Here is a 21,680-nt window from a genome sequence, read left to right on the forward strand (position 1 = left end):
GCTGACGGAGCCATGGGCACCATGCTGCAGGCCCAGGGTGATCTCGATCTCCAACGCGACTTTCAGGGCCTCGAAGGGTGCAACGAGGTCCTGAATATCACCCGGCCAGACGTAGTTTCGGCAGTGCACCGCGCCTACCTAGAGGCAGGTTCCGACTGCGTGGAAACCAACACCTTCGGCACCAACCTTGCCGCGCTCGCCGAGTACGGCATCGTGGATCGTTTGGCGGAACTGGCCAGCGCTGGGGCACGCATTGCCCGGGCGACAGCCGACGAATTCAGCGACAAACCACGCTTCGTACTCGGCTCGGTTGGTCCCGGAACGAAACTCCCCAGCCTAGGGCACGTCGCCTTCGCCGAGATCCGAGACGCCTACCAGGCCCAGGTGGAGGCCATGATTGCGGGCGGCATTGACGCCGTGCAGATCGAAACCTGCCAGGATCTCCTGCAGGCCAAGGCAGCGGTGATCGCCACGAAACGCGCCCGGACCAGACTCGGGGTGGATCTACCGATTCTCGTCAACGTCACCGTCGAAACCACCGGCACCATGCTGCTCGGTTCCGAGATCGGAGCGGCCCGCTCCACCCTGGAGGCCCTCGGCGTCGACGTGATCGGATTGAACTGCGCCACAGGGCCGGCCGAGATGAGCGAACACCTCAGGTATCTGTCGCGCAACGCGTCCTGCGGCATCGGCGCCATGCCCAACGCGGGCCTGCCCGAACTGACCCCAGAAGGCGCGGTCTACCCGCTCGGCCCCGATGCGCTGGCGGATGCCCTGGCCGGTTTCCTGGATGACTACAGGTTGTGCGTGATCGGTGGCTGCTGCGGAACCACTCCCGACCACATCCGGCTGCTTGCGGAACGCTTCGGGGGCCGCGAGGTGCGCCCCCGCGAGATCACGACGGAGCGAACCTGCTCGTCGCTGTACGTGGAAGTGCCGTTTCACCAGGACCTCAGCTATCTCAACATCGGGGAACGCACCAACGCGAACGGCTCCAAAGCCTTTCGGGAAGCGATGCTGGCCGGCAATATCGACGACTGCGTGGAGATCGCAAAGGGCCAGGCGCGCGACGGCGCACACGTGCTGGACCTGTGCGTCGACTACGTCGGCCGTGACGGCATCAGCGACATGGAGGAATTGGCCGGGAGACTGTCCACGGCAGTGACCCTGCCGATCGTGCTGGATTCCACCGAACCGCAGGTCCTCCAGGCAGGTTTGGAGAAGCTCGCCGGACGCTGCGTGATCAACTCCGTCAACTACGAGGACGGCGACGGCCCCACATCCCGTTTCGCCCGCGTCATGCCGCTGGTGGCGGAACACGGTGCCGCCGTGGTTGCCCTGACCATCGACGAGGAGGGACAGGCCCGCACCGCCGAGTGGAAACTGCGGGTTGCCTCGCGCCTGATTGACGAGCTGACCGGGACTTGGGGCATGGACATCGGCGACATCCTTGTCGACTGCCTGACCTTCCCGATCGCCACCGGGCAGGAGGAAACCCGCCGTGACGGCATCGAGACCATTGAGGCGATCCGCGAGCTGAAGCGCCGCTACCCGGGGGTGCGGACCACGCTCGGGGTCTCGAATGTTTCTTTCGGGCTCAATCCCGCGGCCCGGATGGTGCTGAATTCGGTGTTCCTGCACGAATGCGTTGCCGCCGGACTGGACTCGGCCATCGTGCACTCGGCGAAGATCATCCCGATGGACCGCATCCCCGAGGAGCAGCGTAAGGTGGCCCTCGACCTGGTCTGGGATCGCCGCCGCGAAGGCTACGACCCGCTGACCCGCTTCCTGGAACTGTTCGAGGGGGTCACGGCCGCTTCTGTGCGGGCTTCCCGGGCCGCTGAACTGGCCGCCCTACCTTTGGCAGAGCGGCTGCAGCGCCGCATCATCGACGGGGAAGCAAAGGGGCTCGAGGCTGACCTGGACGAGGCCCTGACCGGCAAGGCTGCCCTCGAGATCATCAACGAGGACCTGTTGGCCGGCATGAAGGTGGTCGGTGAACTCTTTGGGTCCGGACAGATGCAGCTTCCGTTCGTGCTCCAGTCCGCCGAGGTCATGAAAACCGCCGTCTCCCATTTGGAGCCGCACATCGACAAGGTGGAGGGCAGCAGCGGAAAGGGCACCCTGGTGCTCGCCACGGTGCGGGGGGACGTCCACGACATCGGCAAGAATCTCGTCGACATCATCGTCAGCAACAACGGCTACACCGTCATCAACATCGGCATCAAACAACCGATCCAGGCCATCATCGACGCCGCCGAAACCAGCGGGGCAGATGCCATCGGCATGTCGGGTCTGCTGGTGAAGTCCACGCTTGTGATGAAGGACAACCTCGCCGAACTGAACCGCCTCGGTCTGGCGGAGAAGTACCCGGTACTGCTGGGTGGGGCGGCGCTAACCCGGGCCTTCGTGGAGCATGACCTCAACGACATGTTCGACGGGGAGGTTCGCTACGCGAAGGATGCCTTCGAGGGGCTTGCCCTGATGGACGCCGTGATGGCGGTGAAACAGGGAGTGCCGGGCGCGAAACTCCCGGAACCCAAGAAACGCCGCTACAAGAAGGCCGAGGTGGTGGAGCAGCAGGAGATCGACACCCGCCGCTCCGACGATGTGGAACGCCGCATCGACGTACCGACCCCACCGTTCTGGGGCACCCGGTTGGTCAAGGGACTGCCCGTCGCGGATGTGGCTCAGTGGCTCGATCACCGCGCCACCTTCCTGGGCAGGTGGGGACTCAAACCTGTCAAGGGCGGCCCAGGCTACGAGGAACTCGTGGCGACGGAGGGCTTGCCGCGTCTGCGGATGTGGCTGGACCGGATCACCACTGAGCAACTAGCGAACTTCTCCGTGGTCTATGGCTATTTCCCCGTCCACAGCGAGGGAAACACCCTCATCGTCGGTGACCCCGACGATCCGTCCCAGGAGCTGACCCGTCTCGACTTTCCCAGGCAGCGTCGCGACTCTCGGCTCTGCCTGGCCGATTTCTTCCGCGACGCGGATGAGGCCCGGGAGCTCGGTCCCGACGTGCTGGAGATGCAGCTCGTGACAATGGGAGCTGAGGTGGCCAGAGGCACCCAGCAGCTGTTCGAGTCTAATCGTTACCGTGAATACCTGGAGCTGCATGGTCTTTCCGTGCAGCTGACCGAGGCCCTCGCCGAGTTCTGGCACCACCGGGTGCGCGTGGAACTGGGTTTCGCCGCCGAGGAATCCACGGTAGACGCGGCCATTCGCGACCAGGCCTATCGCGGGTCGCGGTACTCGTTTGGCTATCCGGCATGCCCGAACATGGAGGATCGGAGAAAGCTCGTGACCCTGCTGAGACCCGAACGCATCGGGGTGGAGCTCTCCGAGGAGCTGCAGCTACATCCCGAACAGTCCACCGATGCGATGGTGGTGCACCATCCGCAGGCCAAGTACTTCAACGCCAACTGAGGAATCATGGATCAGCGACGACTGCGTGCGGTGCTGTGGGATTTCGATGGTGCCGTAGTCGATTCGGAACTGATGTGGATCGAATACGAGAAAGACGAGCTCGCCCGGCACGGCGCGTCGTGGTCCGACGAGCAGCTCAAGGACCGGATCGGGGAGCCCGCGATCGTCACAGCACAGCGAATCTCCGAGTCCTGCTCGGGCGCGATCACCCTCGCCCAGGCTTATGAGGACTCGGTGCCGGGAACCGAAGCTGTCTCCGCCATGGGGACGGCTGTCCTGGCCGTACCATTGCGGGACTGCCCCGGAGCGAGACCTCGGAGGCTGCTGCGCGAAGGCAGCCTGGAAGGCCTGGATGTCGAATGCCTGGAGAAGACCTGGAGGAGCCAGTGGTGAATCTGTCGGGGGTCCGGACCGGACCGCTCGTGGTGGGGGAGCGAGTGACGCTGACCGACCCCAAGGGACGCAGGAAATCAGTGGTCTTGAGGGAGGGGGCCGTTTGGCACACCACGAAGGGGGCGGTCAAGCACGACGACCTGATCGGTGGCCCTGATGGTGTGACGGTACGCTCCGCAGGCGGCACCGAATACTTGGCGCTGCGCCCTCTGCTGAACGAGTTCATGGTTGCGATGCCCCGGGAAGCGGCGGTCGTCTACCCGAAGGACGCTGCCCAGATCGTGATGTGGGCAGATATTTTTCCCGGGGCCAGGGTGTTGGAGGCGGGGGTCGGTTCGGGGGCCTTGTCGCTGGCCTTGCTGCGAGCCATTGGCCCGCTCGGGAAGCTGTACTCCTATGAACGCCGACAGCAGTTCGCTGATGTCGCCCGTAGGAATGTGGAGAACTTCATTGACGGGGAACACCCCGCGTGGAAACTGACCGTGGGTGACCTGGTGGAGGTGATAGCGGACGAACCCATCGATCGTGCCATCCTGGACATGCTGGCCCCTTGGGAGTGTGTGGACGCGGTAGGTGAGCGGCTCATCCCGGGCGGGGTGCTCTGCTGCTATGTCGCAACGACCACGCAACTCGGTCGGGTAATGGACACCTTCCGCGCCCATGGTGGTTTCACCGAACCGAGCGCGACCGAGACGACGGTGCGCGACTGGCACGCCGAAGGTCTGGCGATCCGTCCTGGCCACGGCACCTCCGCCCACACCGGTTTCCTGGTGTTCTCCCGCCGCCTCGCTCCCGGGGTCAGCGCACCCATCCGCAAACGACGCCCCGCACCGGGGGCCTACGGGCCCGATTACCAGGGGCCACGCCCGCTCAATATGCCGGAGTCGAACTGATGAGAGTGAGGATCATCGGAACCGGATTGGTCGGTTCCTCACTCGGGATGGCTCTGAGGAGGGCAGGAATTGATGTTCTGCTGGAGGACCTGAGCCCCTCACATGCCAGGGTCGCCGCAGGCCTGGGGGCGGGGCGGGTCACCAGGGACGACGAACCTGTCGACGTCGTCGTGGTGGCTTCACCTCCGACGACGATCGCGGGAGTCGTGACGCGGATGCTGGAACGCCACCCGGAAGCTGTAGTCACCGACGTCGGCTCGGTGAAATCCTCCATCATCCGGGCGGTGACCGCTGCCAGCAACCGCCCCGAACGGTACGTGCCCGGCCACCCGATGGCCGGTTCCCAGCTCACCGGGCCTCTGACCGCCTCCGCCGACCTGTTCACGGACCGCACCTGGGTGATCACCCCCCAGGCCGGCAACAGCCCCGAGGATGTCGACCTGGTTCATCGGCTGGCTCGCCTCTGCGGGGCGCGCGTCGTGGAGCTCGATGCGGATCTCCATGACGAGGCTGTCGCCCAGGTCAGTCACGTACCGCACTTGATGAGCATCCTCACCGCCTCGCACCTGCGCGGAGTGCCGGGGGAGAACCTGATCCTGGCGGGACAAGGAATCCGTGATGTGACACGCATCGCCGGTTCTGATCCCGGACTGTGGCGACAGATCATCACGACCAATTCCGTGGCCATCCGGAAAGAATTGAGCGAGGTGGCTGCGGACCTCGACTACCTGATCGGAGTGCTCGACCAGGATGAGCCTCTCGAGGCGTTTCTGGCTCTCGGGCAGCACGGCGCCATGGCCTTGCGTGGAAAACACGGGCAGGAACCGAAGGAACTTGCCGTGGTCACCGTCGAAATCCCGGATGAGCCACGCGCACTGACCCGGTTGTTTGGTGACGTCGGCGATTTCGGGTTCAATGTGGAAGATTTTGAGCTGACCCACGACGCCGTGCGCGAGGTGGGTTACCTATCCATCTCCGTGGAACGCCCCCAGGCCGAACGGTTCCGGGAAGACCTGGAATCGCGCGGCTGGCGGGCCTGGCTGGACCGGGAGGGAAGCTGATGGATGATCTGGTGATCGCAATGGACGGGCCGAGCGGGGTCGGGAAATCCTCGACAGCGAAACGGGTGGCGCGAAAGCTCCGGCTCGCCTACCTTGACACGGGTGCCATGTACCGGGCTGTGGCCTGTGAGTTTGTTCGGCAGGGGCTGGATCGCACCGATGAAACCGGGATCGGGGACCTGGCGAGAACGGCTGACCTACGGATCAGCACAAATCCGGATGCGCCTCGCGTGTACATCAATGGTCGAGATGTCACCGAGGAGATCAGGAAACCGGAGATCTCCGCGATTGTCTCGGCGGTGGCCGTTGTCCCGGAGGTGCGTCGCGTACTGATCGAGCGCATGCGCCGGATTATCACGGAGCACGATCGTCGCATCGTCGTGGAGGGACGCGACATCACCACGGTGGTGGCTCCTGACGCCGAGGTGCGTGTGCTGCTCACCGCTGACGCGCAGGCACGCATTGGGAGGCGGGCCGCAGAGCTGGGGGAACGGGCCGATCAGGTTACGGTGACGGACTCGATCCTCAGGCGGGACCGCGACGACTCCACGGTCTCCAACTTTACCGAAGCCGCCTGCGGGGTGAACGTCATCGATTCCACGCACTTGGACCTCGACGAGGTCGTTGCGGAGATCCTGAAGTTGGTGCCCGATGCGTGATCCCCTTGATGTTCTCGTGTTCTACGTGCCCATCCCGGACACCGACCACGTGTTGGAGGAACTCTTCAGGGTCGGGGCTGGACACATCGGAAACTACGACTCTTGCGCCTTCGTGGCCTCGGGGATGGGTCGGTTCCGGCCTCTGGAGGGAGCAGATCCCACCATCGGCAAGGTCGGTGACCTGGAAATGGTGACGGAGAACCGAGTGGAGGTCACCTTCCCAAGAAGCCTGCGCGCCGCCGTTGTCGCTGCCCTTCGGCGGGCACATCCCTACGAGGAACCTGCGTTTCACGTGGTGGAGAACGCGGCTCAGGACTGTTGAATCCGGGCCAGTACCAATTCCGCCACGTACAGCAGCTCGTTCTCGGACAGGTATCCGATGGCGCTCTCGTCGAACAGCCGGTCGTGAATCGCGGCGGCCTGCTCCGGGGACGCTGGTGAGCGGGATTCGTCGGCTTCTTCCGGGATGCGGTTGACGCCGTCGATGAGCAATCGCAGGGCCATGTCGGTGTCGCCATGTCCCGCGCACTCAACGACGTCATCGCAGATCAATCGCGCACTGACCCACCACGGTGTGAACTTGAGTGCGATCATGGTCATGGCGCCACATCACTCCGGTCGTGCAGTTCACCATCCCGAGACAACTCCACCACCCGGTCCAGGTGGAGACGCTCCAGCAGATCGGCGTCATGACTCACAACCACCAGCGCTCCTGTATAAGTGGTGAGGCCATCCACCAGGGCATCGACGCTCTCGAGGTCCAGATTGTTGGTGGGTTCGTCCAGCACCAGCAACTCCACCGGAGGATCGGCGAGCAGTACCCGAGCCAGTGCCACCCGGAACCGTTCGCCCCCGGACAGGGCGCCGACGAGACGTTCCGTCACATCTCCGCGCAGCAGGAACCGGGCCAACCGGGCGCGGATCTCGTGGGGTGGGGCCGACGGGCAGCCCCGTGTGATGCATTCGAGTACCGGGAGGTCATCGTCTAGTTCAAGGCGTTGGTCCAGGAAACCAATCCGGCCAGAGACCGCTTCCCGCACCAACCGGGCGAGCAGGGTTGACTTTCCCACGCCGTTGTCACCGACCAGCCCCAGACGCATCCCGCCGGTGACATGGATGCTCTGGTTGGAGCCGACGAGTTCCGCTAGCCCTCTGCCCCGTGTCGATCTCAGCTCTGGGAGATCGACGCTGATCCGTTGCTCGCGGCGAACGGTTTTCTCCGCGGTTCGAAGCGCGTCCCGGGCCTCGTCGACCTTCCGGGCCGCCAGCTTGTTCGCCCGGCCTCTGCGTCCCTCGGCACTCGATTTGTACTCGGGATCGGACAGCCGCGGACCCTGCCGGATGGTGGTGAACCGTTGCCGGTCTTTGCGGTCTTGGCGGGAGGTAGCCACTTGCACCCGCATTCGTTCCCGCTGCTCGACCCGCAGCTTCTGCTCGGCGGTTCTGACGGCCCGCTCGGTGGCCTCCTGTTGGGTTCGCAGCTGATCCCGGTAGGCATCAAAATTGCCGCCGTGAACGGTAGCGGTGCCGTCGTGGATCTCCACGATCATCTCCATCAGGCGGAGCAGGGAGACGTCGTGGCTGACCACCACCAGCCCGCCGCGCCAATCACGGATCCAGTCGCACAGCCTTGCCCGGGCGGTGGCGTCCACATTGTTCGTCGGCTCATCGAGAAGCAGGACATGCGCCCCGTCCAATTCCAGTCCGGCCAGGGCGACCAATACGAGTTCCCCTCCCGAGAGGGTTTCGGCCGTGCGGGTAAGCAGATCCTCACCACGCAAGCTGGGAACACGGGCCGCCAGCAGAGCTAGCGAACGGGCCTCGACATCCCAGTCATTTCCCACGATCTCGAAGTCGGATTCTGCGATGCTCCCGGCCTCGATGGCACGCAGGGCGCGGAGCTTGGCGTCGATCCCGAGGAGCTGGGCGACGGTGTGTTCGCCGCGTTGTAGGAGGTCCTGCGGCAACCATGCGAGCCGTTCGGGAACTGAGACGACCCCCGCGGTCGGTTGTAACTCTCCCGCGATCAGCCGCAGCAAGGTCGATTTGCCGGAACCGTTGCGTCCGACGACACCGACTCTGGTCGTCGGAATGGTCAAGTCGAGGTCACGCACCAGAGGCGTGGCAGAGTGCTCGAAGGCGTAGGAAACGTTCGAAAAAATTATGGATGAAGGCATGAAGGCTCCTGGGAACGGCTGGATGCGCCGGACCGGAGCGCGGAACTGGCTCTACGGTGCAGCGCGGGGTCAGCAGTGCGCAGAGCCTGTCATCACGTGGCCTTTCGTCGGAAACAAGACGCCGCCAGTGTAGCGGAGCGTTGGAAGTTGGGGGTGGGCGGTTACGATGATGCGTCGGTTCGCGATAGGAGGCGCAACATGAGCGAGGAATCCACGATCAAGCCCGTGGTGGCGGTGGTGGGTCGTCCGAACGTCGGCAAATCCACGCTGGTCAACCGCATCCTGGGCCGCAGGGAGGCCGTGGTGCAGGATGTTCCGGGCGTCACCCGTGACCGTGTCTCGTACGACGCGAACTGGAATGGTCGCGAGTTCGTGCTGGTCGACACCGGCGGCTGGGTCTCGGACGCCAAGGGCATGGCGCAGCAGATAGCGGAGCAGGCGGAGCTCGCGATCTCGATGGCCGATGCGGTGCTGTTCGTCGTCGACGCCACCGTGGGCACCCTCGACGAGGACGAGGCCGTGGTCAAGGTACTCAGACGTTCCAGGAAACCCGTGGTGCTGGCCGCGAACAAGGTGGACGACCAGCGCCACGAGGCCATGGCGGCCACCATGTGGAACCTGGGGCTGGGGGAGCCGTACCCCGTCTCCGCCATGCACGGCAGGGGCTCCGGTGATCTCCTGGACGCGGTGCTCGCGGTCCTGCCGGAAGCTCCCCGGGAGAGTTTCGAAGAGATCGGCGGGCCGCGCCGGGTCGCGATCGTCGGGAAACCGAACGTGGGCAAGTCCTCGCTGCTGAACAAGCTGGCCCAGCAGCAGCGGGCGGTGGTCTCCGATGTCTCCGGAACCACCGTCGATCCCGTCGACGAGATCGTCGAGGTCGGCGGGACGGTGTACCGGCTCATTGACACCGCGGGTATCCGCAAGCGTGTCAGGGAAGCCTCGGGGCACGAGTTCTACGCCAGCCTGCGCACCCAGACCGCAATCGAACGCGCTGAGGTCTGCGTGGTGGTGATCGACGCCTCGACCCCGGTCACCGACCAGGATCTGCGCATCCTCACCAACGTCGAGGAAACGGGCCGGGCCCTGGTGATCGCCTTCAACAAGTGGGATCTCACCGACGAGGAGCGCCGCTGCTACCTAGAAAGGGAAATCGAACGCGACCTAGTCGCCTTCCGGTGGGCACCCACGGTCAACATCTCGGCGCTGACCGGACGCAACGTCGACAAGTTGAGCAGGGCCATCGAGGCGGCGCTAGAAGGGTGGCAGACGCGTGTCTCCACCGGCAAGCTGAACTCCTTCCTGGGGCGTCTGGCCGCCTCCCATCCACACCCGGTGCGCGGCGGCAAACAACCGCGGATTCTTTTCGGCACGCAGGCCCACAACTGCCCGCCCACCTTCGTGTTGTTTACCAGCGGCCAGTTGGACGCCACATATATACGCTTCATCGAACGCCGTCTCCGTGAGGAATTCGGCTTTGTCGGCTCACCCATCCACCTGGAGATCCGGGCCAGAGAGAAACACAGGAACCGGCAGTGATCCGTTCGATCGCCGTTTCGAAGTCACGCTGTGGTCATCGGGGCGGGCAGAACCGGAATCCTTCGCCGTCAGGTCGTGGTCCTGCCGCCCATTGCCGCGGAACGCGTCCCGGGGGTCACTGCCCGGTGGCGACGGGACGCGTCGGATCGGTGATCCAGTCGCTCCACGAGCCCGGATAAAGGGCTGGGAGAGGCAATCCTGCGACCACCGAAGCCAGGGCGACGTGCGCCGCCTGGATACCGGATCCGCAGTAGACCCCGACTATGCCCTCGCCGGCTCCCACGGCCTCGAACTTCTCCCGCAATTCGCTGGCCGGCAGCAGGAATCCGTGCTCGTCGGCGAGTTCGAACGCTGGCAGCGAGCGGGCCCCGGGGATGTGCCCTGCCACGGGATCGACGGTTTCGCCAACACCTCGGAAGCGGTCTCCTGGGCGGGCGTCCAGGAGCATTCCGGTAGAGGCCAGCCCAGCCGCCTCATCGGCATCCAGCACTGCGGAGGAAGGATTGTTTCCCAGTCGGAAATCCCCCGGTGCCGGAGAAATGTTCCCCTGTTCCACCGGAAGACCGGCGGACTGCCAGGCCCCGAGACCGCCGTCGAGGACGAACGTGTCACCGTGCCCGTGGTGCTGCAGAAGCCACCATGCCCGAGCAGCGGCAATGGACCTCCAGTTGTCGTAGACCACGACGGGCCGGTCGTTGCTGACCCCCGCGGCCCGCATCGCCGCCTCGAAGGCCTCGGGGTGAGGGAGCGGATGCCGTCCGCCAGGACCAATGCTCGGGGAAGCCAGCGCCGTGTCCATGTCCACCAGAACAGCCCCGGGGATGTGTCCCTCGAGGTAGTGCTCTTGGCCACCCGAGCTTCCCGGTCCTCCGAACCGCACGTCGAGAAGGGTGATGTCTTGTTGCTGGCGCAGGGCGGCCAGTTGAGAAACAGTGATCAGTGGGTTCTGCATGGCCCCACTGTTTCACAGCCCCCGGTTTCGTCTCACGGGAGCCGGGCCTCATCGGGTCAGCCCTGCCCGAGAAGATCCGCCATGCTCATGGGAGACCGCCCGGTCAGGATCTGGACGCTGTCGGAGACCACGTTCAGCTCCCCGGAGGCGATCGCGGTGTAGGTGGACACCCAGGCGTCGACCTGCCAGGCTGGGGCGCCGTAGTGGGCGCGCGAGGCGTAGGCCTCTTCCACGGTTTCCTCCCGATAGGTGACCTTCCGTCCCTGGGTCTGACCGATGATCCGGGCCATGTCCGTGAGCGAGAGCGTCTCCGGGCCCGTCATGTCGTAGGTGCGCTCCGCGTGGGATGACGGGTCGCGCAGGACCGCAACAGCTGATCGTGCTACGTCCTGCCTGGCGACTGCGCCCACCCGGCCGCTGCCTGCCGGGCCGCGCATCACCCCCTGCTCGTCCACGATCTCGGGGAAGAAATCCAGGTAGAACGAGTCACGCAGGAAGGTCCATGCCATTCCCGATTCGCGGATGTGCTGCTCGGTGTGCCAGTGGTCGCGGGCCAGGGTGAAGGTGGCATCCGGGGCGGCCGCCAGGAAGGACGTGTAGACGATGTGTCCGACCCCTGCGGTGGCTGCGGCGTCTACGAAGACCTGATGCTGCCGCACCCGGTCCGAGCTTTCCCCGGCGGAAACCATGAAGAGCACGTCAACCCCGGTCAGTGCCTTGCGGGAAGCCTCCGCGTCGCCGTATTCCATCACGGCCACGTCCCCCTCGAGCCGGGGCACCCGGCCGGCGTCGCGCACCAGCAACCTCAGCCGCGGAGCCAAGTCCTGCAGTCCACTCGCCACGGCCCCGCCGAGCTTCCCTGTGACTCCCGTGAGAGCGATGGTTACGGGGCGTGTCACTGTCACTGCCCGCTCCTTCCTAGTTTTCACGATCGTTGATTCCGGGGTTTCCTGAGACCATGATTGCATGAGCATCACATCCACGGATGAAAACGCCCGCGTCCTCCGGCTGGTCTGGCCGCAGTGGCAGGGTGCCGGTCGTGACGTGGTCGCTTCCTTGCTGCCGGAGGTGCCACTCGGAGCCGCCAGGCGCGGGTACGCGGTGGGGGCGCAGGTGCTGCAGGAGATCCTGCCCGCCCATTCTGGGCCGACGGAATTCGTCGACGTCCCAACCGGTGACGAGGAAGACGTCGTGAATGGGATCGAGTCCCGGGAAGCCATCCTCGAATCACTCAGGAATGCGCTCGACGCGCTGTCCCGCCGCGACGCCGAACGCGTGCTCACCTTGGGAGGCGATTGTTCGGTGAGCGTCGCGCCGTTCTCCACCCTGGCCGAAAGATACGGGAATGACCTCGCGGTCGTCTGGATCGATTCACACCCCGACATGGACACGCCCGAAACCGGCTACCCCGGATATCACGCTATGGCGGTCAGCACACTGCTCGGGCACGGCGCCCCGGAGATCGTCGACATGCTCCCCGCCACTCTTGATCCTTCCCGGGTCGCTCTTGCAGGCCTGCACTCCTGGGAGGAGGATGCATACGCGAACGTCGCCGCGTGGGGATTGGCCACGTTCCCTCCAGACGATCTGAGAGTCTCGACCGAGGGTCTGCTCACTTGGCTGGCTTCAACGGGGGCGTCCAAGGTCGCGATCCACCTCGACGTCGACACCGTCGACAGCCACGAGGTCGTTCTCGGCCTCGGACAGGTTCCGGGTGGGTTGACATCCACGGATGTCCGACGGGTCGTGACGGATCTGGCGGCCGCAGCCGATGTGGTCGGCATGACCGTGGCCGAGTTCATCCCGAGGACCGCGCTCGTTGCACAGGAGCTTCTCACCGGCCTACCACTGCTCTCCCCGTGACCTGTGGCGGTTCGCTCCACACAGCGTCCCAGCAGACTGGAACGTCCTGATGTCGATCCCACCTCCACGCGGAATTCCCCCAAGGTCCTGCCACGTCCGTCTCTCCGTGGCAGGGTCTCCACCGGGGTGTCGCGGCACACGGGGAGACGAATCAGGTATCCCTAACTCAATTAGGTTATATTTAGGTACCATAAATACTGGCGGTGACGTCGAGTGGGCGTTGCCGCAAGCGATAGAGCAACCAGCCCCGAGGAAGAGGTCTTCATGGTCAAGCGCCAGTTCCCGAAGCCCAGTGAGATATTTGACCTGCTGCACTTCAAGAAACCAACCCTGAACGCCAAGAAGCGGCGTCTCCAGGACTCCCTGACGATCTGGGACCTGAGGAAGATAGCCAAGCGCCGCACCCCGAGGGCTGCCTTCGACTACACCGACGGCGCGGCAGAGGGAGAGCTCTCCCTCGCGCGGGCTCGTCATGCCTTCGAGGACATCGAACTGCATCCCGACATCCTCCATCCCGCGGAGGATGTCGACACTTCCTGCGAGATCCTCGGCGGACCGTCGGCCATGCCATTCGGGATCGCACCCACTGGATTCACTCGCCTGATGCAGACTGAGGGCGAGATCGCGGGCGCAGGAGCCGCCGGAGCCGCGGGCATCCCATTCACGCTGTCCACTCTCGGCACCACCTCCATCGAGGAAGTCAAAGCCACCAATCCGCTGGGCCGGAACTGGTTCCAGCTCTACGTGATGCGTAAGCGGGAAATCTCCTACGGCCTGGTGGACCGGGCCAAGCAGGCGGGATTCGACACCTTGATGTTCACCGTCGACACTCCCGTTGCAGGCGCTCGTCTGCGCGACAAGCGCAACGGTTTCTCGATCCCGCCGCAGATCTCCCTGGGAACCGTGCTCGACGCCCTGCCCCGTCCTTGGTGGTGGTTCGATTTCCTGACCACTCCGAAGCTGGAGTTTGCCTCCCTCAGTTCCACGGGAGGAACGGTGGGGGAGTTGCTCGACTCCGCGATGGATCCCACCATCAGCCACCAGGACCTCGATGTCATCCGTGGCATGTGGGACGGGAAGATCATCATCAAGGGTGTGCAGACCGTCACCGACGCCAAGAAACTCGTTGACGCGGGCGTCGACGGCATTCTGCTGTCCAACCACGGCGGCCGCCAGCTCGACCGTGCTCCGGTGCCGTTCCACCTGCTGCCGCACGTGGTCCGGGAAATCGGCAAGGACGCCACAGTGATGGTGGATACCGGCATCATGAACGGCGCCGATATCGCGGCCTGCATGGCGCTGGGCGCTGACTTCACCCTCATCGGCCGCGCCTACCTGTACGGTCTCATGGCTGGAGGACGTGCAGGCGTCGACCGCGCCATCGAAATCCTGCGGGAGGAACTGGTTCGCACCATGAAACTGCTGGGCGTCTCCAGCATCGCCGAGCTCGAACCCCGGCACATCACCCAACTCACGCGCTACGTGCCAGTCCCTAAACTGGCCCAGCATGCGGCAGAGGCCCTCGTCTGAGCCCTGCTTCGAGGGGAGACCGTGCCATCGTGTTCGGCGGGCCGGGGCTGATATCCCGGCTCGCCGAGTCCTTGCACATGGTCGGGGGACCGGGAACCGGCATCGGTCGACCTTCCAAGGGAACCTGCATCACCATGCTCGTCCACGACCACGACGTCACCATCATCAACACCCACACCGGCCAGATCATCCGAGAACTCACCATCGACCCCACCCGCGACTACCAACCCCATCGGCCCAAACAAAGAAGCCTGAACCTCCAAAACGAAGGTTCAGGCCATGCCAATGTCCCGAGACATCACAAAGTCGGGCTGACAGGATTTGAACCTGCGACCCCTTGACCCCCAGTCAAGTGCGCTACCAAACTGCGCCACAGCCCGAAACCGCTCAATGCACGGCTCGGGTAGCTTAGCGGGTGAGTGGCCAAGGAGGCCAATCGAGTTCGGGAGGACGATGCTGAGTCCTGTTGTGACAACCTGTGGTCGTACCCTTATCACCATGAAACTGCGCCTCCGCTCCCTGCTCGCCACTCTGGCGGGGTTGACGCTCTTGCTTCCAGCCTGTTCTCCGGCGAATCCCGGAACCCAGGACACCCCCGTAGACGCCGCATCGGTTCCTTCCGGGACCGAGACCTCCACTCAAGAAGCCTCACCCACCCCGGTGGCGCCGGTCGGGGCCATGACTATCACCTCATCGACGGACGCCGCCCTACCCAGTGACCCCGTCACCCTGAGCGTTGAGAACGGCACCATCACAAACGCCACGGTCACAGGGCCAGGAGGCGCGGTGGACGGCACCTTCGAAAAGGATGCCTGGACCCCCTCGAAAGCCCTTGAACTGAACACCGAGTACAAGCTCACCGCCACCGCCAGCGACGGCACGGCGAAAGAGGCCACCTTCAAGACGGTCTCACCGGGCTCAGCTGAGACCACTTTCAGCCTGGCCTACCTGGATGACAACATGGGTGTGGGCATGCCCGTGCACGTGAAATTCAACCGCGCTATCCCGGAGGAATACCGCGCCTCCATCGAGAAGCACGCCAAGGTCACCGTCACCCCTGAGCAGGAGGGGTCGTGGGGATGGATCGGTGACACCGAACTGGCTTACCGCCCAAAGGAGTACTGGAAGCCGGGAACGAAGATTTCCTTCGAGCTGAAGTGGCTGGGGGTGCAGGCAACCGAGAAAACATGGCTGAAGAAGGACCTCCCCGGAAGTTTCTCCATCAAGGATGTGTCACGCGTCATCAAGGTGGACATTGCGAACTACACCACCACCGTGGTCGAGAACGGGGAAGTGGTCAAGACCCTGCCTTCGACCACCGGGAAGGAAGGGTTCGTCACTCGCTCCGGCACCAAACTGATCCTGGAAAAATACGACAGCCTGAAGATGGACTCCGAAACCATCTCGATTCCTTCGGGCAGTTCCGAGTCCTACAACCTGAACGCAGAGTACGCCATGCGGGTCACTTGGACGGGTGAGTTCATTCATGCTGCTCCGTGGTCGGTCGATTCCCAGGGGAAGGCGAATGTCAGTCATGGCTGTGTCGGACTCAGCAGGGAGAACGCCGGATGGCTCTACGAGGGCACCAGCGTTGGTGATGTCGTGGAATTCACCGGGTCTGAGAGGAAGATGGAGCCCTCCGAGGGAATGGGGGTGTGGCTCTATTCGTGGGATGAGTGGAAAGCACTTTCAGCCTCCGGTTCATGAGTTGACCGGGGGCACTCCCGGGCCGGATTGCTAGTATGACGATGCTCATGCCTGTCATCGTTCCTGTCGTCCTTCTCGCACTGGCTTTCGTGACCACCCCGTTGTTCGTCCGTTTCCTGGGACGAAACGCAGGGTGGCCCTTGTCGGCGCTCTATGTGGCTGCTGCTGCATTCGAGGCTCCTGCTGCAGGCGCCGTGGCGGCGGGGCAGCGGTCGGCTTGGACCCTGGACTGGCTGCCCGCCCTCAGCATTCGGCTGGCCTTCACGGCGGACGGTCTGGGCCTCGTCTTCAGTTTTATTGCGCTGCTGATCGGTGCAGTCGTTTTTGTCTATTCGACGCGCTACCTCGCGGTCGGCAGGAACTATGCCTTTTACCAGGTGATGACGGCGTTCACCCTCTCGATGCAAGCACTGGTGCTCGCTGATGACCTGGTGGTGCTGTTCATCTGCTGGGAACTGACGTCCTTGGCGTCCTTCCTGTTGATCGCATCCGCTGGGAACGCGGGCGAAGGCGCCTCAATGCGCACTCTCCTGATCACATTCGTCGGTGGTGTCCTGCTTCTGCTCGCGATCGCTGCCATCTGGTGGCGCACGGGCACCACCTCGCTGTCAGGGGATTCAGGGGCTTTCGCCCACGAGGTTTGGGTCTCCGACCCTGGCTTCACGACGTTGATAGCTGTTCTGGTGGCCCTGGCCGGGTTCACGAAGGCCGCCCAGTTCCCGTTCCATGTGTGGCTCCCTGATGCCATGGCCGCGATCACCCCGGTCAGTGCTTATCTTCACGCCGCGGCGGTCGTCAAGGCCGGCATCTTCCTGTTGCTGCGTTTCAGTCCCGTTCTACACGCAAACGCGGTCTGGAACGGTCTTCTGGTGACGGTTGGGTTGATCACCACCTGCGTCGGCGGGTACTTCGCCCTGGAACAAACCGACGCCAAGAAGCTGATGGCCTACTCCACTGTCAGCCAGCTGGGTCTGTTGACCGCGAGTATCGGGTTGGGCACCGAGGCCGGTATCGCGGCAGCGGTGTTGCACACCATCGCGCACGCCCTGTTCAAGTCCGGGTTGTTCATGATGGTGGGTGTGGTCGATCACGCCACCGACACCCGCGATCTTCGCCGTTTCCCACCCGGACTGTACAGGCGGATGCCTTTTAGCTTCGCGGTGATGGCGCTGGGATGCGCGTCGATGGCCGGCATCCCACCGATGCTGGGGTTTGTCTCGAAAGAAGCGATCCTGGCCTCGCTGCTGGGGGCTCCCGGGGCGTCGTGGACCGGTTGGGCGGCTTTCCTGGTGGCCGTCGTGGGTTCCGTGCTCACCTTCGCCTACTGCGCTCGGGTCCTGCTCGGAATTTTCTTCGACGGTACGGACGAGGACCGTTCAGTACACATGCACGATCCGTTGCTCGCGGGAAGCGCGGCGTTGCCGATCCTGGTTTCCGTACCTCTGGTCGCATGGCTCGGGGGGCTGTCGGGCCCGGTGGGGTTGGCCGCCGGGGCGGCTCTCGGTGGGGCTGTCCCCGGGACCCATCTGGCCCTGTGGCACGGCCTCAGCCCGGAGCTGTACGCGACGATGGGCATCCTGCTCCTCGGGTCCATCATCGCGTGGCGGCGCAAGCCTTTGGCCGGCTGGGTGTTGCGGCATCGGTTCCCGCTCAACGGTTCCAAGGCCATGTGGCACATCTCGGAGTGGACCCGTCGTTTCGGCGCATTGCAGGCCCGTGCCGTCGCCTCGGACACCGCCACCCGGCACATCGTCCCGATCCTGGGTTTGCTGGGGGTGCTCGGTCTGGCGGGCAGCTGGGCAGCCCACGTCGCCGGCTTGCAGGATCAACAACCGGGACTGACCAAGTCAATCGACGTCATCGTGTTCGTCCTCATCACCGCGGCCACCGTCGGGGTCTGTATCTCCCGGGTGCGCATCGCGGCGGTGCTGTCGTTGTCGGCGGTCGGGATCCTCGCGACAGTTCAGATCCTGGCCCTGGGAGCCCCCGACGTAGCCCTCACCCAGCTTCTGGTGGAGAGCCTGAACATCATCGTGATCATGCTCGTTCTTCAGCGGCTCCCGGTCCAGTTCCCGGTGCGCCGCCGGGGCCGGAACCTGCTGACCCTGGCCGCCTCCGCGCTGGTGGGTGGAGGGGTCGCGGCCCTCACCTGGGCCCTGACGGCACGGCGCGACAAGTCGGATCTGGCCAAGGAGTTCCTCGAACGAACGAAGGAACTTGCCTCGGGCGACAACGTCGTGAACGTGATTCTCGTGGAGTTCCGCGGATTCGACACCCTGGGCGAATTGAGCGTACTCGCCATGACGGCGGTCGCCATCTTGGCCCTGCTCTCAACGGTGAGGGACCGCTACATCGATCCACCTGGCGAGGACCCCTACGTGGTTGCGGTGACGGCACTGCAGATAAACCAGGACCCACGCTCGCGCGCACACCGCGCGATCATGGATGCATGGCCCAACGCGGTCAGCCTGCAGGTGATGCTTCGCTTCATGACCCCACTTCTCGTGGTGATCTCCGCCGTCCTGTTCTGGCGTGGACACAACAGCCCGGGCGGAGGCTTCAATGCGGCCCTGGTGGCCGCTTCCCTGGTGGGACTGATCTACCTGTCGACCTCCAAGGACCGTTCAGTGGGCCCGCCCCGGCTACCCCTCTTCCTGGTCGGAGGAGGAGTCATGCTGGCGGTTGCCACCGGTTTTCTCGACCTGTTCCTGACCGGTTCTTTCCTGCAACCGATCCACGGGGAGATTCTGGGGAATCACCTGACCACGTCGATGATCTTCGACGCCGGCGTGTACCTGGCGGTCGTGGGGCTGATACTCGTCTCCTTCAATGTGCTGGGCGCCACTCGGGGTACCCAAGCCGGAGGTGAGGGAACCCGCGAACGCATTGACGAGCTGCTGGAGGGTGAGCTTCCAGGGCCGCTGGAGACCGTTCGGGGGGAACGTCCCCGGCGTCCCGCGATCCGGACTCGCTTCATCGCTGAGGGCACCCGTCCGAAGGAAACCAAGAAATGATCTTGATAGCCACGATCTTCGTTCTGGTCACCGGCGGGGTGTACCTCCTGCTCCAGCGTTCCATGGTGCGCGCAGTGTTCGGGCTCGGACTCCTGAGTCACGCCGTCAACTTCGTCCTGCTCACCACCGGAGTGCCGGGCTGGCGGACGGAACCCATCACCGACGGAACCAGTACGGGCACGGTGGCGGATCCGCTCCCGCAGGCCTTCGTTCTGACCGCGATCGTGATCACCCTGGCCACGAGCATCCTGATGCTCGCCATGGCCGTCATCGGGCGCAACGACAACATGCTGCGCCATCCCGAGACGGGGGAGACCCACCGCGTATGAACTCCGCCATTCTGCCTCTGTTCGTCGCCGTTCCACTCGTGTCGGCGGGGGCCACCGTTTTGTTGCGGGGGCCCATCGTGCAGCGCATTGCGTTGTTGCTGGTGTCGTCGGCGACCCTCATTGGGGGAGTGGCACTCCTGGTGTTCCACCAGCACACCCCGGCCTTGGCGCATTCCATCGGGTCCTACAAACAGAAGATGGGCATCGTCTTCGTCTCCGATACCCTGAGCGCACTGCTTCTTGTGGTCACCGCATTCCTGACCATGATCTCCGGCATTTTCCTGATGCTCACCAAGGAAGACCGCTACCGTTTCGTGGTCCCCTTGATTCTGCTGCTCAACACGGGGGTCAACGGGGCTCTTCTGACCGGCGACCTGTTCAACCTCTTCGTGTGGGTGGAAGTGATGCTCCTTCCCTCTTACGCGTTGATCGCGGTGACCGGCTCCTGGCGAAGGCTCGGCATCGGACGGATGTTCGTGATCGTGAACATAGTCACATCCACCATTCTCGTGATGGGAGTCGGTCTGCTCTACGGGGCCATCGGATCGGTGAACCTGGCGGCTCTGGCGGGTAAGGGCGGAGATCCCCAGGTCTCGCTGGCCACCTCGATCATCCTGTTCGCGCTCCTGGTCAAGGGGGGCGTGGTTCCCGTCCACGGTTGGCTGCCACGCGCCTATCCCGCGACCTCCGCCGGGATCATGTCCTTGTTCGCAGGGATTCACACAAAGGTCGGCATCTACGCTGCCTACCGGATCTATGCCACCATCTTCGGTGGGCCTGCCCCATGGCTTCCGGTGCTGACGGCCGTGGTGGTGATGACGATCGTCGTTGGTGCTTTCTCGACTTTTGGTGAATCCCGGATCCGCGGAGCGCTCGCCTTTCAGATGGTCACGGGAGTCGGTCAGATCCTGATCGGCCTAGTGGTGCTGACCGAGTTCTCTGTGGCGGCAGGCCTGTTTTACATGGTCCATCACATGATCACCATGGCGGGCCTGGTGCTGGCCTCGGGTGCCGTCGAGAACGTCTACGGTTCAGGACGGTTCGACCGACTCTCCGGGTTGATGCGCCGCGATCCGTGGCTTGCGGCTATTTTTGCCATCGGGCTGGCCTCGTTGGTCGGGTTGCCACCGACTTCAGGGCTGTGGGGGAAGGTCGGATTGCTGGGGGCCTCCGCTCAGGCGGATCCGGTTACGAGTTGGCTTCTCATGGGCTGCGTGGCACTGGCCTCCGTCGCATCCCTGATGGCTCTGCAGCGCCTGTGGCGCGAGGCGTTCTGGGGAGCACCTATGAAGAACTACCTGCCTGACGACCCCACCACCTCGCGTGGAGCACCGACCCCGATCGCCGATGACGCGAAGGTGTCTTGGCGGATGTTGTGGCCTTCAACCCTGCTCATCGGGATCTCCGTGCTGCTGTTCCTTGGTGTCGGTTGGCTGTGGCCGCTGTTCGAATCGGCTGGCCACGGTTTGATCGACGTCTCCGCTTACGTGGCCTCTGTGGATGCGGTGAGTGAGTGATGCTGGTTTTCAGGCTGCTTTCGTGGTGGTGGTACCTGACCGCCCAGATCATCATCGGGTCGTGGAATGTCGCGGTAGCGGCGTGGCGGCCCAGACCGATGACTGCCCCCGCCATCGTGGAGTACCCGATGCGTGCCACCACCGACTTCGAGATCGCGATGTTCGCATCCGCCATCACGATCACGCCTGGCACCCTGGTGCTCGGCATCTGTCCTGGTGATGAGAACCGGGGACCCTCGGTGTTCGTTCATTCACTGTTCGACTCGGAGCGTACTTCTGTCATCAATGGCCTGGCAGAGTTGGAATGGCACCTGCTGCACGCGTTGCGGCGTCACGGAATGCCGAAGGGGGAGAGATGAGCCTCGCCATCTGGGTAGCAATCGGGCTGCTCGCCGTCTCCGTCCTCTTGGGACTGGTGAGGGTGATGACCGCTCCCGACTCAGCAACGCGGGCGGTGGTGGGTGACCTGGTCTTCTTCTCCTGCATCGGGATTCTCGCCATGTTCGGGATGCTGCACCGTTCCAGCGTTTCGGTGGATGCCGCTCTGCTGGCTGCGATACTTGGGATCCTGGCAACCATCGCGCTGGCACGGATCATGACCAGGGGGAGAAGATGAC

At 64.1% G+C, this 21,680-nt stretch carries 18 protein-coding genes, 1 tRNA gene and 1 pseudogene; 15 read left to right on the forward strand and 5 right to left on the reverse strand.

The window, feature by feature from the left end; genetic code table 11:
• Nucleotides 1-12 precede the first annotated feature (12 nt).
• The 5 genes and pseudogenes from metH (at nucleotide 13) to V7R84_RS01885 (ending at nucleotide 6,760) form a co-directional block, all read left to right on the forward strand.
• Nucleotides 13-3,432, forward strand: coding sequence for a methionine synthase (gene metH / locus V7R84_RS01860; RefSeq protein ID WP_412728101.1), 3,420 nt, complete (start codon nucleotides 13-15; stop codon nucleotides 3,430-3,432).
• 183 nt (nucleotides 3,433-3,615) lie between these two features.
• A pseudogene (locus V7R84_RS01870) lies at nucleotides 3,616-4,718 on the forward strand (tRNA (adenine-N1)-methyltransferase); the annotation flags it as partial.
• Nucleotides 4,718-5,779, forward strand: a complete 1,062-nt coding sequence (locus tag V7R84_RS01875) for a prephenate dehydrogenase (protein WP_338571459.1) — start codon at nucleotides 4,718-4,720, stop codon at nucleotides 5,777-5,779. The pseudogene V7R84_RS01870 and the gene V7R84_RS01875, both read left to right, overlap by 1 nt.
• Entirely contained in the window at nucleotides 5,779-6,438 is a 660-nt protein-coding gene (gene cmk, locus V7R84_RS01880; protein ID WP_338571461.1) for a (d)CMP kinase, read from the forward strand. Before V7R84_RS01875 ends, cmk begins: the two co-directional genes overlap by 1 nt.
• Complete coding sequence (locus tag V7R84_RS01885; RefSeq protein WP_338571463.1) at nucleotides 6,431-6,760, forward strand: hypothetical protein; 330 nt, start codon at nucleotides 6,431-6,433, stop codon at nucleotides 6,758-6,760. Before cmk ends, V7R84_RS01885 begins: the two co-directional genes overlap by 8 nt.
• Here the strand turns inward: V7R84_RS01885 and V7R84_RS01890 are convergent.
• Both V7R84_RS01890 and V7R84_RS01895 read right to left on the reverse strand, forming a co-directional pair.
• Nucleotides 6,748-7,038, reverse strand: coding sequence for a hypothetical protein (locus tag V7R84_RS01890; protein ID WP_338571466.1), 291 nt, complete (start codon nucleotides 7,036-7,038; stop codon nucleotides 6,748-6,750). The genes V7R84_RS01885 and V7R84_RS01890 overlap by 13 nt on opposite strands.
• Nucleotides 7,035-8,615, reverse strand: a complete 1,581-nt coding sequence (locus V7R84_RS01895; protein ID WP_338571468.1) for an ABC-F family ATP-binding cassette domain-containing protein — start codon at nucleotides 8,613-8,615, stop codon at nucleotides 7,035-7,037. Before V7R84_RS01895 ends, V7R84_RS01890 begins: the two co-directional genes overlap by 4 nt.
• 153 nt (nucleotides 8,616-8,768) lie before the next feature.
• On the opposite strand from V7R84_RS01895, the gene der reads away from it, so the two are divergent.
• Complete coding sequence (der, locus tag V7R84_RS01900; protein ID WP_338573781.1) at nucleotides 8,769-10,151, forward strand: ribosome biogenesis GTPase Der; 1,383 nt, start codon at nucleotides 8,769-8,771, stop codon at nucleotides 10,149-10,151.
• Nucleotides 10,152-10,266: 115 nt separating this feature from the next.
• Here the strand turns inward: der and V7R84_RS01905 are convergent, their stop codons facing one another.
• Nucleotides 10,267-11,103: a sulfurtransferase gene (locus V7R84_RS01905; protein WP_338571470.1), complete on the reverse strand. Its 837-nt coding sequence runs from the start codon at nucleotides 11,101-11,103 to the stop codon at nucleotides 10,267-10,269.
• 56 nt (nucleotides 11,104-11,159) lie between these two features.
• Complete coding sequence (locus V7R84_RS01910; protein ID WP_338571472.1) at nucleotides 11,160-12,008, reverse strand: SDR family oxidoreductase; 849 nt, start codon at nucleotides 12,006-12,008, stop codon at nucleotides 11,160-11,162.
• Nucleotides 12,009-12,069: 61 nt separating this feature from the next.
• On the opposite strand from V7R84_RS01910, the gene V7R84_RS01915 reads away from it, so the two are divergent.
• The 3 genes from V7R84_RS01915 to V7R84_RS01925 all read left to right on the forward strand — a co-directional run bounded on the left by V7R84_RS01915 (nucleotide 12,070) and on the right by V7R84_RS01925 (nucleotide 14,837).
• Nucleotides 12,070-12,966 carry an arginase family protein gene (locus tag V7R84_RS01915; RefSeq protein ID WP_338571475.1) on the forward strand — a complete coding sequence of 299 codons (897 nt, stop codon included), beginning with the start codon at nucleotides 12,070-12,072 and terminating at the stop codon, nucleotides 12,964-12,966.
• Nucleotides 12,967-13,230: 264 nt separating this feature from the next.
• Nucleotides 13,231-14,496: an alpha-hydroxy acid oxidase gene (locus V7R84_RS01920; RefSeq protein WP_338571477.1), complete on the forward strand. Its 1,266-nt coding sequence runs from the start codon at nucleotides 13,231-13,233 to the stop codon at nucleotides 14,494-14,496.
• 29 nt (nucleotides 14,497-14,525) lie between these two features.
• Complete coding sequence (locus tag V7R84_RS01925) at nucleotides 14,526-14,837, forward strand: hypothetical protein (RefSeq protein ID WP_338571480.1); 312 nt, start codon at nucleotides 14,526-14,528, stop codon at nucleotides 14,835-14,837.
• Here V7R84_RS01925 and V7R84_RS01930 read toward each other — a convergent pair.
• Nucleotides 14,803-14,876 (reverse strand) — tRNA-Pro (locus tag V7R84_RS01930). The genes V7R84_RS01925 and V7R84_RS01930 overlap by 35 nt on opposite strands.
• Before the next feature lie 118 nt (nucleotides 14,877-14,994).
• Here V7R84_RS01930 and V7R84_RS01935 point away from each other — a divergent pair.
• From V7R84_RS01935 to V7R84_RS01960, 6 genes are read left to right on the forward strand one after another with little or no spacing between them, the layout of a single operon-like run.
• The gene (locus V7R84_RS01935; RefSeq protein ID WP_338571483.1) at nucleotides 14,995-16,203 is read left to right on the forward strand and encodes a L,D-transpeptidase; all 1,209 of its coding nucleotides are present in this window, start codon (nucleotides 14,995-14,997) and stop codon (nucleotides 16,201-16,203) included.
• Between the two features lie 47 nt (nucleotides 16,204-16,250).
• Nucleotides 16,251-19,217, forward strand: a complete 2,967-nt coding sequence (locus V7R84_RS01940; protein WP_338571484.1) for a DUF4040 family protein — start codon at nucleotides 16,251-16,253, stop codon at nucleotides 19,215-19,217.
• Nucleotides 19,214-19,546 (forward strand): cation:proton antiporter subunit C, encoded by a 333-nt coding sequence (locus V7R84_RS01945; RefSeq protein ID WP_338571487.1) that lies wholly within the window; start codon nucleotides 19,214-19,216, stop codon nucleotides 19,544-19,546. Before V7R84_RS01940 ends, V7R84_RS01945 begins: the two co-directional genes overlap by 4 nt.
• A complete protein-coding gene (locus tag V7R84_RS01950; RefSeq protein ID WP_338571489.1) occupies nucleotides 19,543-21,063 on the forward strand; it encodes a monovalent cation/H+ antiporter subunit D family protein in 1,521 nt (506 codons plus the stop codon). Before V7R84_RS01945 ends, V7R84_RS01950 begins: the two co-directional genes overlap by 4 nt.
• Nucleotides 21,063-21,422: a Na+/H+ antiporter subunit E gene (locus V7R84_RS01955; protein ID WP_338571492.1), complete on the forward strand. Its 360-nt coding sequence runs from the start codon at nucleotides 21,063-21,065 to the stop codon at nucleotides 21,420-21,422. The genes V7R84_RS01950 and V7R84_RS01955 overlap by 1 nt, the downstream gene beginning before the upstream one ends.
• Nucleotides 21,419-21,679 carry a monovalent cation/H+ antiporter complex subunit F gene (locus V7R84_RS01960; RefSeq protein WP_338571494.1) on the forward strand — a complete coding sequence of 87 codons (261 nt, stop codon included), beginning with the start codon at nucleotides 21,419-21,421 and terminating at the stop codon, nucleotides 21,677-21,679. Before V7R84_RS01955 ends, V7R84_RS01960 begins: the two co-directional genes overlap by 4 nt.
• Nucleotide 21,680 lies beyond the last annotated feature (1 nt).

Origin of the sequence: Arachnia propionica (genome assembly GCF_037055325.1) — a bacterium.
GTDB lineage: Bacteria > Actinomycetota > Actinomycetes > Propionibacteriales > Propionibacteriaceae > Arachnia.

Excerpts from the sequence above, each read along its gene's own strand:
- V7R84_RS01885 (WP_338571463.1), top strand. The coding sequence starts at position 6,431 with ATGCGTGATCCCCTTGATGTTCTCGTGTTCTACGTGCCCATCCCGGAC.
- V7R84_RS01875 (WP_338571459.1), top strand. The coding sequence starts at position 4,718 with ATGAGAGTGAGGATCATCGGAACCGGATTGGTCGGTTCCTCACTCGGG.
- V7R84_RS01895 (WP_338571468.1), bottom strand. The coding sequence starts at position 8,615 with ATGCCTTCATCCATAATTTTTTCGAACGTTTCCTACGCCTTCGAGCAC.
- V7R84_RS01890 (WP_338571466.1), bottom strand. The coding sequence starts at position 7,038 with ATGACCATGATCGCACTCAAGTTCACACCGTGGTGGGTCAGTGCGCGA.
- V7R84_RS01945 (WP_338571487.1), top strand. The coding sequence starts at position 19,214 with ATGATCTTGATAGCCACGATCTTCGTTCTGGTCACCGGCGGGGTGTAC.
- cmk (WP_338571461.1), top strand. The coding sequence starts at position 5,779 with ATGGATGATCTGGTGATCGCAATGGACGGGCCGAGCGGGGTCGGGAAA.
- V7R84_RS01940 (WP_338571484.1), top strand. The coding sequence starts at position 16,251 with ATGCCTGTCATCGTTCCTGTCGTCCTTCTCGCACTGGCTTTCGTGACC.
- metH (WP_412728101.1), top strand. The coding sequence starts at position 13 with ATGGGCACCATGCTGCAGGCCCAGGGTGATCTCGATCTCCAACGCGAC.
- V7R84_RS01905 (WP_338571470.1), bottom strand. The coding sequence starts at position 11,103 with ATGCAGAACCCACTGATCACTGTTTCTCAACTGGCCGCCCTGCGCCAG.
- V7R84_RS01915 (WP_338571475.1), top strand. The coding sequence starts at position 12,070 with ATGAGCATCACATCCACGGATGAAAACGCCCGCGTCCTCCGGCTGGTC.
- V7R84_RS01935 (WP_338571483.1), top strand. The coding sequence starts at position 14,995 with ATGAAACTGCGCCTCCGCTCCCTGCTCGCCACTCTGGCGGGGTTGACG.
- V7R84_RS01920 (WP_338571477.1), top strand. The coding sequence starts at position 13,231 with ATGGTCAAGCGCCAGTTCCCGAAGCCCAGTGAGATATTTGACCTGCTG.
- V7R84_RS01955 (WP_338571492.1), top strand. The coding sequence starts at position 21,063 with ATGCTGGTTTTCAGGCTGCTTTCGTGGTGGTGGTACCTGACCGCCCAG.
- V7R84_RS01960 (WP_338571494.1), top strand. The coding sequence starts at position 21,419 with ATGAGCCTCGCCATCTGGGTAGCAATCGGGCTGCTCGCCGTCTCCGTC.
- V7R84_RS01950 (WP_338571489.1), top strand. The coding sequence starts at position 19,543 with ATGAACTCCGCCATTCTGCCTCTGTTCGTCGCCGTTCCACTCGTGTCG.